This is a genomic window from Streptomyces sp. HUAS MG56 (genome assembly GCF_058673395.1).
Window position 1 is genome coordinate 15,081 of sequence record NZ_JBZWEN010000003.1, and the last position, 16,115, is coordinate 31,195.

Below are 16,115 nucleotides of genomic sequence, written 5' to 3' on the forward strand. Positions count from 1 at the left end.
GGTAGAGGCGGTACAACAGAGTGAGACCACGCAATGTGCGTGGGTCGTCTGGACTCCGCCCCGGAGCGCACCCATGGACAGCAGCTTCTTCGGCCGTCAGGTCAAATACTTCCGCACCAGACGCGGCATGACCGTGCGGGAGTTCGCCTCCCTCATGGGCAAGTCGGTGCGCTGGGTCGAGGACCTGGAGGCGGGCAACCGGCAGGCCGACCCGAACCTGTCCGTGGCCCGGCTCGCCGCCCTGCGTCTGGGCATCACGCTCGACCGGCTGATCGCCGAACCGGTCGACGAGGAGTGCGCCGGGGAGGGCGAGATCGCAGCCGTTCGCGCCGCGCTCCAGCGGCACGACGTCATCACCGGCATGTGCGACGACTCGCACGCCGCACCGATCGCCGTCGCGATGCTGCGGCGCGGCCTGGACTACTCCCGGACGGCCTTCCAGTCCGGCCATTTCCAGCAGCTCAGCAACGACATTCCCACCCTGCTGGTCGACGCCACCCGGGCCGCCCACCGCCACGCCGGCGGCGACCAGCTCACCGCCTACGGAGTACTCAGCCTCACGCTCGAACTCGCCGAGGCCGCCGCCATCAAGTGGGGCGACACCGAGCTTGCCGTACTCGCCGGACACCGCGCGGTCGCGGCCGCCGAGCACAGCCAGAACCCGGTCATCATGGCGTCGGCCGCGCGCCACCTGGGCGACGCCATGACGATGCACGGCGAGGCGGCGGCCGCCGCTGAATTCATCCTCGCCGCAGCCACCCGCCTGCAACTCGACCTGCTGCGCAGCGGACCCGAGGGATACTCCGTCCTCGGCATGCTGTTCTTGAAAGCGGCGATGGCGGAGGCCGCGGCCGCGGAAGCCGAGGACCGCCACCCCGAGCGGCACACCCGCCGCGTCCCGGAACTCCTCACCGAGGCCGACGAACACGCCGCCCGCCTCGGCGGCGACGCCAACCACCTCTACACCGCGTTCGGCCCGACCAACGTCGCGGCCTACCGCGTGGCCGCGCACGTGCATCTGTCCGAGGGCGCCGACGCCGTCGCCGTGGCGCACGGCATCCCCGCCCCCGCGTTCCATGCCCTGCCGCGCGAGCGCCGGGCCCACCTGCTGGCGGACCGGGCCCGCGGCGAGACCCAGGCCGGACTGCGCGAGGACGCCGTGACGACACTGCTGGAGGCAGAGGAACTTGCCCCGGAGGAAGTACGGTGCCGCCCCCGGACGCGCACGCTGGTCGAGGACCTGCGTCTGCTCGGCGTCCCGCCGTCCGTCCAGGGGCGGTTGCGTCTGCTCGCTGATCGTTGTGGACTGCCCCGGTGACTCAAACCCTGTATCTGATCTCCTGCGCCGCCCCGCCCGCCCAGCACCTGCCGGTCCCCATCCGCGCCGCCAAGGCCGCCGGATGGGACGTGTGCGTGATCCTGACGCCCAAGGCATACCGGTGGCTGACCGAGGACGCGCCGGGCGCCGTCGAGGAGCTGGAGAAGCTGACCGGTCACCCGGTGCGCCACGAGTACAAGCTTCCGTCGCAGGCGGATGTGTTGCCCGAGGCGGACGCCATGCTGGTGGCCCCGCTGACCACGAACAGCCTCAACAAGTGGGCGGCCGGGATCAGCGACACGCTCGCCCTCGGACTGATCACTGAGGGCATCGGGCTGAGGAAGCCGATCGTGGCGCTGCCGCACTGGAACGACGCCCAGGACGCCCATCCCGCCGTGCACCCCAGCGTCGCCACCCTGCGCGAGGCGGGAGTGACGGTGCTGCTCGGCGAGGGCGGTTTCGTGCCGCACCGACCACGCCACGGCAACGTCAACGCCTACCCATGGCAGGCGGCTCTGGACGCACTTCCGGCCGTGCGGTAGCCGCATCCGGCCGTTCCAGTTTTCTGGAAGGCCCGCCCGCCCGGGGCGGCAACTGCACGACGATGCCGACCACCAGCACGGCCGGGGCGCCGACCCGGGGCGCACATGCGAAGAGGGGCCCCGCAGGGCCCCTCTCTCGTTCTCCGGCCGGTCAGAGCGACGGACTTCCGGAAGCCGTCGCCACCGGTTCTCCGGCGCCCTCCTGTGCGGGTACCGCAGCCGCCGGCGGGGCGGCCGCAGTCCCCGATGTGGCCGACCCCGTCGTCTCCTTCTTCGCTGCGGTCTTCCTGCCGCGCGGGCGTCCCTTGGGCTTCTTCACGGGTTCCTCGGCGCCGATCGCCTTGAGTTCCTCCGCAGTCCAGCCCGCCGCCTCTGCGGTGGCGAACGCCTCGCCGTACGGCTCGTCCAGCGCGGCCAACTGCCGCTGGAGTTCCTGACGCTGCTCCAGGATCTCCGCCAGCGGCTCAAACGCCGCCTCGCGGGCCGCCTGGATCTCCTTCATCCGCTGCCTGATCTCGTGTGCATTCGCCATACCGTGATCGTACTTGCACGTCGCCGTCGGCGGCCGCGGGGGACGCCTCATCACCGCAGGCCGCAGGGGTTTTTGACGGTCTGGCGCATACAGCGTGTGCGCTTCCGGCGGCAGTAGCCACCGGAAGCGAGTTAGTGCTTACTGGGCCCAGTAAGCGTGATCCCCGGCTTTCGGCCCATTACTGTGGGCGGCCGGTGATCTTTGGTCCGAGCACGGACCGGGGGGTTGGGGAGGGGGCCGCCGTGGCAGAGCCACCAGCAGCGGACGGCCGGCGCCGGGCGCCGAAGCGCCGCCGAGAGCGCGAGGCCGAAGGCACTCGCGACAACCGCATCAAGGTCTCCTACAACGACAACGAGCTGGCCATCGTGAACGAGGCTGCCGCCCGAGACAACCAGGCCCTTGCCTCATGGATCGGCGACGCTGCCCTGAACGTGGCCACGGAGAAGGTCGTCCCCGTCTCCACCGACTCCCGTGACGTCCTCGCCGAACTGATCCAGGCACGCAACCAGGCCTCGCGCCTCGGCAACAACGTCAACCAGATCGCCAAGGCTCTGAACGCCGACGGCACGGTGACCGGCGCGCAGCTCGCGGCCACCTTGGACGCGATCCTCAAGAGCGTGCGCCGCATGGACGAGGCGACACTCCAGGTGATGCGAGAGCGGCGGCCGCGGTAGTGGTGCCGAAGAGAGCCAGAGACGGTGATGACACCTGGGGTCTGCTGGACTACCTGTACGGTCCGGGCAAGCGAGACGAGCACACCGACCCGCACATGGTGGCGTCGTGGGACGACCCGTACGTCGAAGACCCGGCGCGCTCGCCGGACATGACGATCGCCGACCTGGCGCTCATCCTGGACGCTCCGGTGCACGCCCTGCTGGGCAAGCGACCGGCCAAGCACGTGTACCACGTGGCGGTGCGGAACGCGCCCGAGGACCGGCTCTTGACGGACGCGGAATGGGCCCGGGTCGCCCGCGAGATGATGCACGCCTCCGGTATCGCCAAACACGGAGATGACCAGGCCTGTCGGTGGGTGGCGATCCGTCACGCCGACGACCACATTCACATCGTCGCGACGATGGCCCGGCAGGACGGACGGCAGCCGCGGATTCGGCAGGACATCCCGAAGATGCACGCAGCCGCGAGGAAGTTCGAGGTCGAGTTCGGACTGCGTCGGCTGACTCACGGAGACAAGACCGCGCGGAAGTGGCCGAAGACGGGGGAGCAGGAGAAGGCGGTTCGGCGCGGACTGTCGGAGCCGGTCCGCGAGACGCTTCAGCGCACGGTGCGCGAGGCGGCGGCCGCCGCCGTGAGCGATGCCGATTTCTTCGCCCGGCTGGCTTCCTCTGGCGTGCGGGTGAAGCAACGTGTGGCGCCGGACGGGAACATCACTGGGTACTCCGTCGCCATGCCCGGCGACCGCGACAACGAGCAGCACGCGGTGTGGTTTCCCGGTGCCCGGCTCGCTCCCGACCTCTCCCTTCCGCGCGTCCGAGAACGCTGGCAGAACCCGACGCCTGTACCGGCGGTCGCGCCGGCGGAGATGTGGCGCGAGGCGGAGCGCCGCGTGCGCGAGGCAGCCGACCAGCTCGGCGCGGGCGGACTGCACCAGGGAGCCGGAGACGTCGCCGCACTCGGCGACCTCATCGTTGTCGCCGCGGTGATCTCGCCGCGCATGGTGCGTGACCGGTTGAGGGACGCGGCGTGGGAGTTCGAGCGGGCGTCGCGTGTTCCGGGTGACCGTGCGCTGGAGGGTCAGGCGCGCGGGCTCTACCGGGAGTCGGCGCAGTTGCTGTCCCGGTCGGCGGCCGCGGCGGGCCGCAGTGACACGGTCGCCGCGCTGGGGTTCTTGCTGGCCCTGGTGATGGCGATCGAGGCCTCCCGGCGCTGGCACCAGGCGCAGGAGCACCGGGCTCAGGCGGAGGCCTCCGGGCGGGCTGGTCGACTGCTGCGTGAGGCGGTCGAGGTGACCGCCGGCGCGAGCGCGGCACGCGAGTACCGACCACGTCCGAAGCGCACGTCCGCCCGGCCTGCGGGGGCTCGCCGGATACCGGCTGTCTCCGGTGAGAGGCCGATGGCGGACGTGCTCCAGCAGGCGGTTCCCGAGCACGCTCGGACGGTGCTCGCGGACCCGGCGTGGCCCGCACTACGCACACGGTTGGCGGCAGTGGAGAATGCAGGGGAGGACCCGGCCGACGTCCTGGCCGCGGTCGCCGCCCGGCGGGAGTTGGGATCAGCGGACTCCATCGCCGAAGTGCTTACATGGCGGTTGGACGGGTGGCAGCGTCAGCGCGGTGCGACAGCGGCCGCCACCGGCAAGAGCCCGTCACCGACGTCCTCGGGCGGTACCGGCCGCACCGGCACGCCGCGCAAGACGGGGGCGCCCGGACCGACACGTCGGCCGCCGGGCGACGAGCAGCGCAAGGGCCCGAGACGGGCTCGGTAACGAGGGGAGCGAACATGACTACACCGACACCAGAGGAGCGGGCAGGGGAGGCGTTCGCAGAGGCCGCCGCCGAGGCGGTGGAGACCTCCGTGATGGCGGTCCGCCTGATCCTGGCCATCGCGGACGCGGTACGTCGCTATCAGCAGCAGAAGGCCGGGAAGGAGGACGAACTCCCGGACGCCGAGGAGTCGGTGGCGGAGGCCTCCGCCGAGGCGAAGAAGCTGTTGCCGTCGGACATCAGCGCCGCCCTGCTGGAGGGCGCGGACTGGCCCCAGCTCGCACAGACGTTGGTGGCGCTGAGGCGTGCCGGGGTGGACCTGGAGACGATGCTGCCGCGCGTCGGCGAGGTCGCCGTGATGGTGCGCGACCAGGTCGCGGCGAACGCCGAGCGGGTGGCGCGCGAGGGCACGGAGGAGTGGACGAAGGCGCTGCGCGAGACACTTCCGGCGGGGCCGGTGCGCGAGGCGATCCTGTCGTCCCCTGCGTGGCCGGAGATGGCTGCGACGATGGCGAGTCTGGATGCGCGCGGGGTCGATGTGCGGGCGATCCTCGCGTCCGCGCACGAGCAGGGCCTCGGTGTCGACCGCGCGGTGGCGAAGGTTCTCGCGGCGGGGGCGGCGCCGACCACGAGCCGGGACGCGATGCTGTCGTACGGGCCGCTGACGACGGGTCTGGACATCCCGAAGGATCTCGATCTGTCCGACCGTGCGCGGGCACTTCGGCAGCTGGCGATCTCGCCGACGGAGAACGCCAAGTACTCGCGGTGGGTGCTGGAGGCGATGCCGGGGCGTGAGCGTGAGGCGCAGATGCTGCTGACCGCGCGGCAATGGCCGTTGATCGCCCGTCGGATGGCCCAGATGGAGGACGAGGGCAGGCCTGTGCGGGAGCACCTGACGCGGGTGATGGCAGACCCCTCGTGGGAGAAGGGCCCGGCGTCGGGGCTCGGTTCTCGGCTGGTGCAGGCGACCAACGACGCGTTGCGGAAGCCGGTCGGTGCCCCGGCGGATTCCCGGGTGCGGGTGAACACCGCGGCGGCCCGTGCGCAGTCGCCGAGCGTGGGCCCTACTAAGGCGGGCGCGAAGAGTGCGGCAACCGCCGAGCCGGGGGTGGCCGCGCACCGGCAGGCCGGGCCCGCCACGAAGAGCGGCAAGACCCGGTAGAGCATCGCCCGACGCACGTGTGCCGCAGACCGGATGTCGGTCTGCGGCACACGTCGTTTCGGGTCAGGGACGGGTGGCTCCGTAGTAGTCCGAATCCGGCATGGCGGAGGTCAGGGGAGCTACTTCGACGGAGCGGCCCGTGCGCGGCGCCTGCACTACGTTGCCATCACCCGCGTAGATCGCGACGTGGTAGATGGAGCCGCTGCCGCCGTGCGACCAGAACAGCAGATCGCCGACTTGGAGGTCGCTGCGGGAGACGGGGTGATCGGACGTGGCGCCGTACTGCTCGGCCGCGGTGCGCGGCAGCTGTGTCTTGGGCCAGAACGCGTACTGGACCAGGGAGCTGCAATCGAATCCGATGGTGCTGGATGCGGAGCACTGGCCGTCGAGGTAGCCGTTGGTGCCGTCGCAGTATCCCTTTGTCGGACCGTTGGGTCCGCCGCCGCCCCACGCGTACGGGGTGCCCATCCGGCCGACCGCTTTGCGCACGGCGTCGGCGGCGTAGCCGGAGCCGGATACCTGGAGCAGGCTGGGGCCCTGGAAGCGCGGCATGATGGACAGGATGATCTGTACGTAGTCGTAGGTCTCGCCGTTCGCGAACGACTTCGGCGGCACTCCCTTGAACTGCTGGACGCGGGGCCAGCCGGCGTTGTACCCGGCGAGTGCGAGCCCCCGGACGTCACCGGGGTAGCCGGAGGATTTCGCCTGCTTCAGCAGGGAGCACATCATCCGGCCCTGCGCCATGACGGCGTCGCCTATGTCCCACGGGCTCGCCTCGCCGTTGCCGTCGTCGTCGCGTCCCCATGTCGCGAACGTCGAGGGAAGGAACTGTGCCGGGCCCACGGCGCCGGCGTCGCTGGTGGCTTCCTTCCGGGAGGTCTTGAACTTGGACTCCTGCCACAGCTGAGCGGCGAGCAGGGCCGGGGTCATCTCCGGTTCCTTGCAGGCTTCGTCCGCTTTGAGGATCCACTTGCGGAACTCGTCAGGGACGCCTCGCAGTCCGCCGTTGTTGGTCGTTTCGGTGGCGGAGGCGTTGTCGTCGGCGATGACGACTCCCACCACCACGAGGATCGAGAGTACGACCGTGCCTATGACCGCGGCGGCAGCTCCTATGAGCACCTTCACGTGCTATCCCCCCGTGCTTGTTTCTCTCTTCGCTGTCGTGCCGGTTGTGTGACTTTCTGCCGTACTAGATCACGAGGTACTGGGCGGGTGCGCCTCCTTTGGGGTGGGGCCGGGCGGTGTGCGGGCCCGCGGCTCACGTAGGGTCGGCGTGGGTCCGGGGTGGGGCGATTTCGCTCAGCGAAATGCGGTCCGCTTCACGGCGTGCGGCGAAATGAAGGCGCGCGTGTGCGAGGCATTCGGCGACTCGGGGGTGTGACGGATGGGCGTGGGAGCTGACGCGGCGGATGCTGCGGAAGGCACCAGTCGTGGACGTGGCGTGGTCCGGCAACTCCCCTTGTATTGCTGGCAAATCCGCCTCCTTCGTCCATTGCCGTAGAGCGACACGTTGTGACTGACCTCCGGCTACCGCGAAAACGCGACCCGGGTTTGTCAGACGTTCACGCTAACCTCAGTGATCCCACGAACCCAATATCGTGACTTAAACGAAGGCAAACAGGGGGGAGTTGCGGCATGACCGCCCAATCGGTGACATCAACCCCGGGCGCCGGTGCCCCGGTTGCCCTTCGGTACGGGCTGATGCCCGTCGACGGAAACGGCATTGCCGTGGCGACGGTCGCCGCGATGCTCGACAACGGCGCCGGCGGCGCCCGGGCCCGCGTCCTGGCGCCGGGGGAGGTGCTCCCCTACGGAACCGCCCCGGTGCTGGTGACCGACATGACGCTGTACGGCGTGACGCGGCTGGAGGAGACCCTGCTGCGCTGGGGGCCGCTGCCGAAGCCCTGGCTGGTGTGGGTGGCCGATGCCCCGGGCCGTGCGGTGCAGGACGCCCGCTTCCTGGTCCGTGCGCTGGAAGGGCGTCTGGCCGGGGTGGCGAAGGTGCCGTACCTGCCGGTGCTGCGCGCCGTGAAGGGGCCGGGGGAGGCCCTGGAGTACAAGGACGTCCGGGCCGCGGCCGAGCGGCTGCGGCGCACGATGGAAGGGAAATGAGCATGGCCATGGAGCGGCTTGCCGCAAACGTGTACCTCGCGGGCGGAGGCCTCATCCCCGGGGCCAAGCCGACGAAGATTCCCGGCATGGACGGTCCGGTCTCCCAGATCTTCGGCTACGGGTTGTGGCTGCTGGTCCTCGCCGGGGCCGGTGGCGTGGGCTACGGGCTGTTCAAGCTCGGTATCTCGGACAAGAGCCGCAACGGGGGCGGCAGCGAGCCGTTCAAGTGGATGGGCGGCGGGATCGCGGTGCTCATTCTGTCCGGCTCCCTGATCGCCATCCTCAACGGCATCACGGGCTGAGGAGGAGGGGGACATGGGACGCACCAGGGGAACATGGAACACCAGGGCCCTGTGGCTCGCGGGCGCCGCGCTCGCGGCTGTGCTCGCCCTGACGGGTTACGCGGCGCTCAGCGGCGGTGACGACGGAGGCAAGGGCACCCCGGCGGGCAAGGGCGGGGCGAGCGCGAGCGCGTCCGCCTCTCCGGGGCCGTCGGCGACGTATGCCCCGCCGACCGACTGGACCGAACCGGATCAGTGGGCGGCGCTCCCGCGGGGGGAGCGCACCGACAGCCGGGGCAGTACGGTCGGCTTCCCCAAGAGCGCCGAGGGTGCCGTGGCGATGATGGTGGCCGCCAACACGACCGCCATCCAGGGCAGTACGTCCAACGTGGACGAGCAGCTGCGCATCTACCACTCGTACATCGGCCAGGCTGACCAGTCCGCGCAGAACGCGCAGGCGATCCAGAAGAACGCCCAGGCGAGCGACAAGGATCTGGCCCAGCAGATGGGTGTGAGCCCGGGGCAGCCGCTGCCGTCGGGTGCGTACGTCCGCAGCACCGTGGTGGGCTTCAAGATCATCGACAAGACCGACGGTGAGGTCAGTGCGTGGCTGCTGTCCCGGGTGGTGCAGAAGGACGGGGAGATGAAGAAGGAGTCCTCCTCCTACACCCGGACTCTGGCCGGTGCGCAGTGGCAGGGCGGCGACTGGAAGCTCACCGGGGAGGCCACCGCCACCGCGCAGCAGGACGTCCAGGGGCAGACCCAGCCGTCGATCGTCGCGCCGGGTGACCCAGCCTTCAATGCCTCGGGCTGGACGGCGATAAGGCAGGCGTCGTGATGAGGCTGAAGCGGCGGCTCGTAGCGCTGGTGCTCGCGCTGGTCGCGGTGTTCGGGGTGTCGGTGTCCGCGCCGCAGCCCGCAGCCGCCGACGGGATCATCGGCAAAACCATCGAGGGGGCGTGCCGGATCGGAACCGGCCCGGTGCTGGGGACGATCCTGGGCGGCGGCGGCCAGCTGACCGGCCTCGGCGGTCTGACCGGCTCGGACATGTGCCAGGTGGTCGGCGAGGCGGGCGAGAAGCAGATCAAGAAGGCCTGGAAGAACGTCTGGGACTCGATCTTCGGCGACATGGTCAAGTCCGCCGTGGACGCCGCGAAGTGGGTCATCAAGAAGACGCTGACGTTCGCCCTGCTGGGACCATCCGTGGATCTGGCGGGCACCGGTCTGTGGAGCGGGAACGCGACGCTCGCGGGCATGCTGGTCTGGCTCGGGCTGGTGATCGCCGTGGCCGGGATCATCTGGCAACTCGGCAAGATGGCCGTGACCGGGCAGGCCAAACATGCCGGCCGGGCGATGGCGGGGTGGGTGGAGAACCTCCTCCTGTCCGCCCTCGGCGTGAGCCTGTTCGCGTTTCTGCTGACGCTCGGGGACGCGTTGAGCAGCGGTCTGGTCAACGCGACCTTCAAGGACGACGGCCAGGCCTACGAGCGGATCATCGCGGTCATGCTGCCCGCCATCTCGAACCCGATCACGCTGGCCGGTGTGGTCGGCGTGCTGCTGCTGATCGGCTTCATCCAGATGGTCATGATCTTCCTGCGGCAGAGCGCCATCCCCATCATCTGCCTGCTGCTGCCCGTGGCCGGCGGAGGACGCACCGGCGGCGAAGCGACCCGCAAGTGGGCGCCCACCCTGATCACCACCGGCATGGTGATCATCGCCTACAAGCCGATCGTCGCCGTGATCATCTGCACGGGGTTCGCGGAGTTCGGGCACGCCAAGACGTTGACTGAGTGGCTGCGCGGCTGCGCCACCCTGATCCTCTCCATCCTCGCGCCCGGCCCGCTCACGCGTATCTTCGCGCCGTTCGGCGCGGCGGTCGGTGCGGGCATGAGTTCCGGCGGAGCCAGCGGAGCGCTGTCCGCAGCCGCGGGCTACATCGCCGGGAAGGCCAGCGACGGCGACAGCGGTGACGACGGCGGCAACGGCGACAGCGCCCCGACGAACGCGGTCGACCACGCCCGGTACGTCGAGCGAGAGATGGGCAGCCAGGGCGGCAACGGCGGCTCCGGCGAGGACGGCGGCCGGGGCGGCGACGCCCAGGAGCAGGCCGCGCGCAACGACGCCGCACGCGTGCCCAACCAGGCAGGACCCGAGGGTGTTCCGGGCACGGGCACGGCCACCGGCGAGGGCGTGGTCGGCACGACGGGCGCCGTCGGCAGCGCGACCGCTACCGGGGGCACCACGGCCGCCGTCAGTGGCGGCATCCAGGTCCTGGACGGCATCAACGACGCCATCCAGGGAGCGAGCGGACAAGTGGGCGGGGGAGACCAGCAGTGAGTTCGCACGAGGTACCCAAGTCGCTGATGGTCGACGGCTTTCGTACCCGCCGGTCTTTCGGACTCGGCGGCCTGAGCCGCACCGCGACAATGATCGCGGCAGGGGTCCTGACGGCGGACGGTCTGATCGCCACGCAGCAGCCGCTCTCTTTGCTGGTCACCCTGCCGGTGACCAGCATGGCCATCGGGCTGGCCGCCGCCCGCCGTCACGGCATGTCGGCGCTGGCCTACTACTGGGCCAAGGCCTCCTGGCGGCGGGCGGCGCGCTACGACGGCACCTCCTTCCGCAGGCTGCTGCTGCCGCACCCGTACGCCCTGGACCTGCCGGGCGTCGGAGCCAGCAGCACCCTGATCAAGGCGCACGATCCGACCAGCGGTCGGCCTGTCGGCGTCGTCCACGACCGCACCACCGGCTACATGACCCTCACCACCCTCCTCGCGCCGGGCGGCAGCCTCATGGCGCCCACGGGCGCGGTGCAGAGCAGTCTGCGCACCTGGGCGTCCGTGCTGGACGCGATGAGCACGGACGAGCAGGTCAAGGGCGCGTCCGTGACCATCCAGATCACCCCGGGCGCCGGAGAGGCGCTCGGCGACGACGTGGCGGCCCGCAAGGACCCGGGCGCCCCGCAGCTCGCGAAGCAGATCATTGACGAGCTGGTCCGTACGACCCCGCGCGCCACCGCCAGCGTCGCGCCGTGGATGAGCGTCACCGTGGACCCGAACGCCACCGCCAACGCGCCAGCGGATCTCGCCGAGCAGGTCGCCGAGGCGCTGCGGGTGGTCGACGGGCTCGACCTCTCCGGCACCGGGACGGACATCGAGCGCCGGGCAACCGACGTCGACCTGCGCCGGATCGTCCGCGCCGCCTACGACCCGGACGTTTTCAACGCGCGGGACAAGGAGTTCGAGGAACTCAGCTGGAGCGAGTGCGGGCCGCAGGCCGCCGACGACGGCTTCGAGGAATACAGCCACGACGGCGGGGTGTCCATCAGCTGGGTGTTGCGGGAGATGCCGCGCCGTCCCATCCCGTACAGCGTGCTGCTGCCCCTGCTGGCCCCCGGGCGTTACCAGCGGCGCATCACCCTCAGCTACAGGGTTTTGGACCCGCTGGAGGGTGAGGCGGTGCTGGAGCGGGAGATCAGCCACGCCCACGACCGGGCACGGGCGACCGCCGAGGTCAAGGGCCGCGCGAAGTGGTCTCAGAGGGCCGACACCCAGCGTGCGGAGAAGGCCGCCGCCCAGGTGGCCGGAGGCGCCCAGGTGGTCGACTGGACGCTCATGGTGACGGCGACAGCGCGCAGTACCGCCGATCTGCCCGCCGCGCGCCAGGAGTTGGCGCGTGCGGTCAAGGCGACCCGAGGCATTCGCATGAGGAGCGCGTTCGGCGCCCAGGCCGCCATTTTCGCGGCCGGGTTGCCGATCGGATACTCACCGCTGGTGAAGGACTGACGACGATGGCACGCAAGCCCAAGCCGGTGCCGGTCACCACACCCAAGCGCGTGGTCAAGACGACCGAGCAGGGCCCGAGTCGCGAGGAGCGGCGGGCAGAGAAGAAGCTGAAGAGCCGCTTCGCCCCGAGGCTGGGATGGGGCGGGCGGTTCGGCGGCCGCGTGGTGGTCGAGGACTCGGGCACGGTCTACACGGGCCCGACCAGCCAGGCCGCCGGCATCTACCCCTTCCTGCTGGGATCGGGACTGCCGCCGCGCGGTGTGCCCGTCGGCAGGGATGTGCTGACGGGTGAACTCGTCTGCATTGACCCCAGCGGCTGGACAGGCAAACTGACGACGAACCCGGGCGTCTGGGTCATGAGCCAGCCGGGCGCGGGTAAATCGGCGCTGGTCAAGCGGGTGTGCTTGGTCTACTCGGCGTACGGCTTCATGACGTGTGTCCCCGGCGATGTCAAAGGCGAGTACAGCGACCTGATCCGCGAACTCGGCGGCTCCGTCGTACGGATCGGTGACGGCATCGGCCGCCTGAACCCACTGGACAGCGGCCCGTTGAAGGGACACGTGCACACGCTGCCCGTCGACCGGCGCGAGGCCCTGCTCGACGTCCTCAACGGCCGGCGGCTGGAGACGCTGGTTGCGTTGCTGTCCACCAAGCACGGGCTTGGCCGGGCCCCGGACGAAGTCGAACGCAGTGCGTTGGACACCGCGGTGCAGGTCGCCTCCGCCGCACAGGAGTCCGGCAGCGACCCCGTGGTCGCCGACGTCGTGAGGGCGCTGCGGGCGGCCCCCGAGGAGTTGCGGACCAAGCTCGCCGCCGAGGGGGAGCGGTACCAGGATCTGACGCGCAGCGTCATCGCCGGGCTCGACAACTTGATCGGCGGGCCGTTGAAGGGGCTGTTCGACGGCCCGACGACGACCCCCTTGGACATCTCGGCGCCCGCCGTGTCCGTGGACATCTCCGCCCTGCGGGCCCGCGGCAACGACGTCGTCTCCGCCGGGATGATCGCCACGTGGGCGTACACCTACTCCGCGATCGACTCCGCCCGCAGCATCGGCCTGATGGACAGGAAACTCGTCCTGCCCATGGACGAGATGTGGCGCGCCCTGCGCAGCGGCCCCGGCCTAGTCGACGCCATGGACGCCATCAGCCGACTCAACCGAACGACCGACGACGTCACGATCTACGTGACCCACTCCCTGCTGGACGTCGAGGCGCTGCCCACCGAGATGGACCGGGCCAAGGCGCGAGGCCTGATGGACCGGTGCGACACCTGGGTGATCGGCGCGTCCTCCGAGGAGGAGCTGCGCCGGATCACCGGCAAGCGCACCCTCACCGAGCAGGAACGCATGATGATCGGCTCGTGGTCGTCGGCGACGTCGACCGGGCTCGACATCGACCCCACCTACGACGACACCGACGGCACCGCGGCCCCGGAAGAGGAAGGCGCCCGGCACCCGGGCCGCGGCAAGTATTTGATCAAGATCGGCACCCGGCCGGGAATCGCGTGCGCGCTGGAGCTGACCGGGACCGAGCTGCGGCTGTACCGCACGGATAACAACCGGCGCCGGATGACGACCACGGGAGGTGGTAGCCGATGATGACGGACGATGACCGGGCGTGGGCGGCTGGAGGCATCTTGCTCGGCGGCGTGGTGGCGCTGTCGGCCACGACGTGGGCCGGTGCGGCGGCCGGCGCGTTGGTGACCGGTGAAGACGTGGCGCCTGCCTCCCCGCTGACCGTCTACCAGATGGCCACCAAGTGGTCGACGGTATGGCCGCACTCGCAGACCGCGTCCATCGTCGGCGCCACCGTCGCGGACCTGGCCGTTGTCATCTTCCTTGTGTGGGGCCTGCGCTGGGCCTTCCGGTGGTTCCGGAACCCGACCAGCCTGGCGACCCTGCACCAGGTGCGCGAGCTGACACCGAAGCACGCGGCCCGCACCGCGACCAGGCTGCGGGCCTCACTGAAGGGGGTCAAGCCCTCCCAGCTCCCGGCCCGCGACCGGGGCGTGCTCCTCGGGGACCACATGCCGTCCGGCGTCGAGCTGCGCGGCAGCGACGAGGACACCTACGTCGCCATCATGGCGCCCCGCGCGGGCAAGTCCACCAGCCTTGCCATCCCCGTGGCGGAGGAGGCCCCCGGCGCCCTGCTGATGACCAGCAACAAGAGCGACGTCTACGCAGCGACGCGCGCCTCCCGCGCGCAGGTCGGGCAGACCTTCCTGTTCGACACCCAGGGCGTAGCCCAAGCCGAGCGGGACGTGTGGATCGACCTGGTCGCACAGGCCGAGACGCTGGAGGGAGCCGAGCGTCTGGCCTCCCACTTCGTCAACCAGATCACCAGCGAGCAAGCCGACCCGTTCTGGAGCCAGGCCGCCGGAGACCTCCTCACCGGCCTCTACCGGGCCGCATGGTGGGAGGGCGCCACCGTCCGCGAGGTCATGCGCTGGCTGGCCGACCCGAAGGAAAAGGCCCCGCTCCGCGTGCTCTACGAGCACGAACCGGTGCTCGCCGAACAGGTCGATTCCTCCATCAATATTGCCGAAGAGACCCAAAGCGGGATCTATCAGAATGCGCGTACGGCGATGTCCGCGCTGCGCGACGAGAAGGTGCTCGCGTGGGTCACCCCGGACAAGAGCCGGGCCCGCTTCGACCCCGAGGCCTTCGCCACGAGCAAGGACACCCTGTACCTGCTGAGCAAGAAGGGCGGGCCGTCCTCGGCGCTCGTCGCCGCGGTCGCCGACGCGGTCTTCACCGCCGGCACCGAGGCGGGCGAGCGCCACGGCGGCCGCCTGCCCGAGCCGATGCGCGCCGTCCTGGACGAGGCCGCCAACATCTGCAAGATCGCAGACTTGCCGGACTTGTACTCGCACCTCGGGTCTCGGGGGATCACGCCGTTCGTGATCCTCCAGAGCTACCGCCAGGGCGTACGGGCATGGGGCGAGGTCGGCATGGACTCAATGTGGAGCGCGGCCACCAAGAAGCTGATCGGCGTCGGCATTGACGACGCGAAGTTCGCCCAGGACATCAGCGCTCTGATCGGCCCGCATTGGGTCGAGCGCGGGTCACACTCCAAGAGCAAGGACGGCGGCAGCCGCAGCTGGTCCGAGCAGCGCGAAGAGGTGATGGACCCCTCTCGAATCCGGGCGATGGCTAAGGGAACTGCCCTGTTGCTGTCCACCGGGATGCGGGTTGCCCAGATCGGTCTGCGGCCCTGGTATGCGGAGAAGGCGATGGCGCACATCGGCCCGCAGATGCGCGACGAGGAGGCCGCCATCACCAAGCGCGCCGTGGGCGCGTACGAGCTGCGGAAGGCGACGCGCAGTGGCCGATGAGCAGCCCGACGGCCTTCCGGACATGAACGTGCCGGTCACGATGTTCGAGGACGTCGAAGACCTCAAGGCACAGGTTGCCCGCCTGACGGACCTGGTCAGGACGCTCACCGGAGGCGAGGAGGGGGAGCCGGGCGAGGCCTCCGCCGACGACGAGGAGACGGCCGGCGGGGAGGCCGCCGAGGAGGCCACGGAAGGGGACGACGAGGAAGAAGAGTGGCAGTACCCGCCCTTCATCCTGCTGCTCGATCCCCCTCAGTACGACGACGAGCTGAGGGCCCTGATCGAGTGGGTCGAGGGGGTGCTGGTGCCCGGCTACCTCGCCGAGCCGAGCGCCGATGCCCGGTGGTGCCACCTGTGGTGGGAGCACCCCGTGGCCATCGCCCGCCTGCACGCGGTGTGGCTGGCCTGGCAGGAGCTGACGGACCCGGCATCCTGCGGCTACACCGGGCCGTCGGTGTGGCACCGCGACCACATGGACCCCGCCCTGCGGGAACTGCGCGGGTCCACCGGCCCGTTCGCTGGCTGCACCAAGGGCGAGCACCAGATCGACCACCGCATGCCCAGCCTCGTGCCCAGCGCCTGGAGCCACGCCGAGGACTGACGAAACG

15 protein-coding genes are annotated in these 16,115 nt (G+C 70.5%); 13 read left to right on the forward strand and 2 right to left on the reverse strand.

The window, feature by feature from the left end; translation table 11 throughout:
• Window positions 1-73 precede the first annotated feature (73 nt).
• Window positions 74-1,318, forward strand: a complete 1,245-nt coding sequence (locus AC4OXY_RS46665) for a helix-turn-helix domain-containing protein (protein ID WP_491995018.1) — start codon at window positions 74-76, stop codon at window positions 1,316-1,318.
• The gene (locus AC4OXY_RS46670) at window positions 1,315-1,860 is read left to right on the forward strand and encodes a flavoprotein (RefSeq protein ID WP_491995019.1); all 546 of its coding nucleotides are present in this window, start codon (window positions 1,315-1,317) and stop codon (window positions 1,858-1,860) included. The genes AC4OXY_RS46665 and AC4OXY_RS46670 overlap by 4 nt, the downstream gene beginning before the upstream one ends.
• A 151-nt stretch (window positions 1,861-2,011) precedes the next feature.
• On the opposite strand, the gene AC4OXY_RS46675 is transcribed toward AC4OXY_RS46670, so the two are convergent.
• Window positions 2,012-2,392: a hypothetical protein gene (locus tag AC4OXY_RS46675; protein ID WP_491995020.1), complete on the reverse strand. Its 381-nt coding sequence runs from the start codon at window positions 2,390-2,392 to the stop codon at window positions 2,012-2,014.
• Between the two features lie 242 nt (window positions 2,393-2,634).
• On the opposite strand from AC4OXY_RS46675, the gene mobC reads away from it, so the two are divergent.
• The 3 genes from mobC to AC4OXY_RS46690 are packed head-to-tail and all read left to right on the forward strand — an operon-like array spanning window position 2,635 to window position 5,995.
• Window positions 2,635-3,066, forward strand: coding sequence for a plasmid mobilization relaxosome protein MobC (mobC, locus tag AC4OXY_RS46680; RefSeq protein ID WP_491995021.1), 432 nt, complete (start codon window positions 2,635-2,637; stop codon window positions 3,064-3,066).
• Between the two features lie 2 nt (window positions 3,067-3,068).
• Window positions 3,069-4,835, forward strand: coding sequence for a relaxase/mobilization nuclease domain-containing protein (locus AC4OXY_RS46685; RefSeq protein ID WP_491995022.1), 1,767 nt, complete (start codon window positions 3,069-3,071; stop codon window positions 4,833-4,835).
• Between the two features lie 14 nt (window positions 4,836-4,849).
• Window positions 4,850-5,995, forward strand: coding sequence for a hypothetical protein (locus tag AC4OXY_RS46690; protein WP_491995023.1), 1,146 nt, complete (start codon window positions 4,850-4,852; stop codon window positions 5,993-5,995).
• Between the two features lie 63 nt (window positions 5,996-6,058).
• On the opposite strand, the gene AC4OXY_RS46695 is transcribed toward AC4OXY_RS46690, so the two are convergent.
• A complete protein-coding gene (locus AC4OXY_RS46695; protein ID WP_491995024.1) occupies window positions 6,059-7,120 on the reverse strand; it encodes a C40 family peptidase in 1,062 nt (353 codons plus the stop codon).
• A gap of 576 nt (window positions 7,121-7,696) precedes the next feature.
• On the opposite strand from AC4OXY_RS46695, the gene AC4OXY_RS46700 reads away from it, so the two are divergent.
• The 8 genes from AC4OXY_RS46700 to AC4OXY_RS46735 are packed head-to-tail and all read left to right on the forward strand — an operon-like array spanning window position 7,697 to window position 16,108.
• Complete coding sequence (locus tag AC4OXY_RS46700) at window positions 7,697-8,107, forward strand: hypothetical protein (RefSeq protein WP_491995025.1); 411 nt, start codon at window positions 7,697-7,699, stop codon at window positions 8,105-8,107.
• Window positions 8,104-8,409, forward strand: coding sequence for a hypothetical protein (locus tag AC4OXY_RS46705; protein WP_491995026.1), 306 nt, complete (start codon window positions 8,104-8,106; stop codon window positions 8,407-8,409). The genes AC4OXY_RS46700 and AC4OXY_RS46705 overlap by 4 nt, the downstream gene beginning before the upstream one ends.
• Window positions 8,410-8,422: 13 nt before the next feature.
• On the forward strand, window positions 8,423-9,226 hold the full coding sequence (locus AC4OXY_RS46710) for a hypothetical protein (RefSeq protein WP_491995027.1): 804 nt from the start codon (window positions 8,423-8,425) through the stop codon (window positions 9,224-9,226).
• Entirely contained in the window at window positions 9,223-10,725 is a 1,503-nt protein-coding gene (locus AC4OXY_RS46715) for a hypothetical protein (protein ID WP_491995028.1), read from the forward strand. Before AC4OXY_RS46710 ends, AC4OXY_RS46715 begins: the two co-directional genes overlap by 4 nt.
• Window positions 10,722-12,173 (forward strand): SCO6880 family protein, encoded by a 1,452-nt coding sequence (locus tag AC4OXY_RS46720; protein ID WP_491995029.1) that lies wholly within the window; start codon window positions 10,722-10,724, stop codon window positions 12,171-12,173. Before AC4OXY_RS46715 ends, AC4OXY_RS46720 begins: the two co-directional genes overlap by 4 nt.
• A 5-nt stretch (window positions 12,174-12,178) precedes the next feature.
• A complete protein-coding gene (locus AC4OXY_RS46725) occupies window positions 12,179-13,771 on the forward strand; it encodes a putative type IV secretion/conjugal transfer ATPase (RefSeq protein ID WP_491995030.1) in 1,593 nt (530 codons plus the stop codon).
• Window positions 13,768-15,507: a type IV secretory system conjugative DNA transfer family protein gene (locus AC4OXY_RS46730; protein ID WP_491995031.1), complete on the forward strand. Its 1,740-nt coding sequence runs from the start codon at window positions 13,768-13,770 to the stop codon at window positions 15,505-15,507. Before AC4OXY_RS46725 ends, AC4OXY_RS46730 begins: the two co-directional genes overlap by 4 nt.
• Window positions 15,497-16,108: a DUF4913 domain-containing protein gene (locus AC4OXY_RS46735; RefSeq protein ID WP_491995032.1), complete on the forward strand. Its 612-nt coding sequence runs from the start codon at window positions 15,497-15,499 to the stop codon at window positions 16,106-16,108. Before AC4OXY_RS46730 ends, AC4OXY_RS46735 begins: the two co-directional genes overlap by 11 nt.
• Window positions 16,109-16,115: the final 7 nt, after the last annotated feature.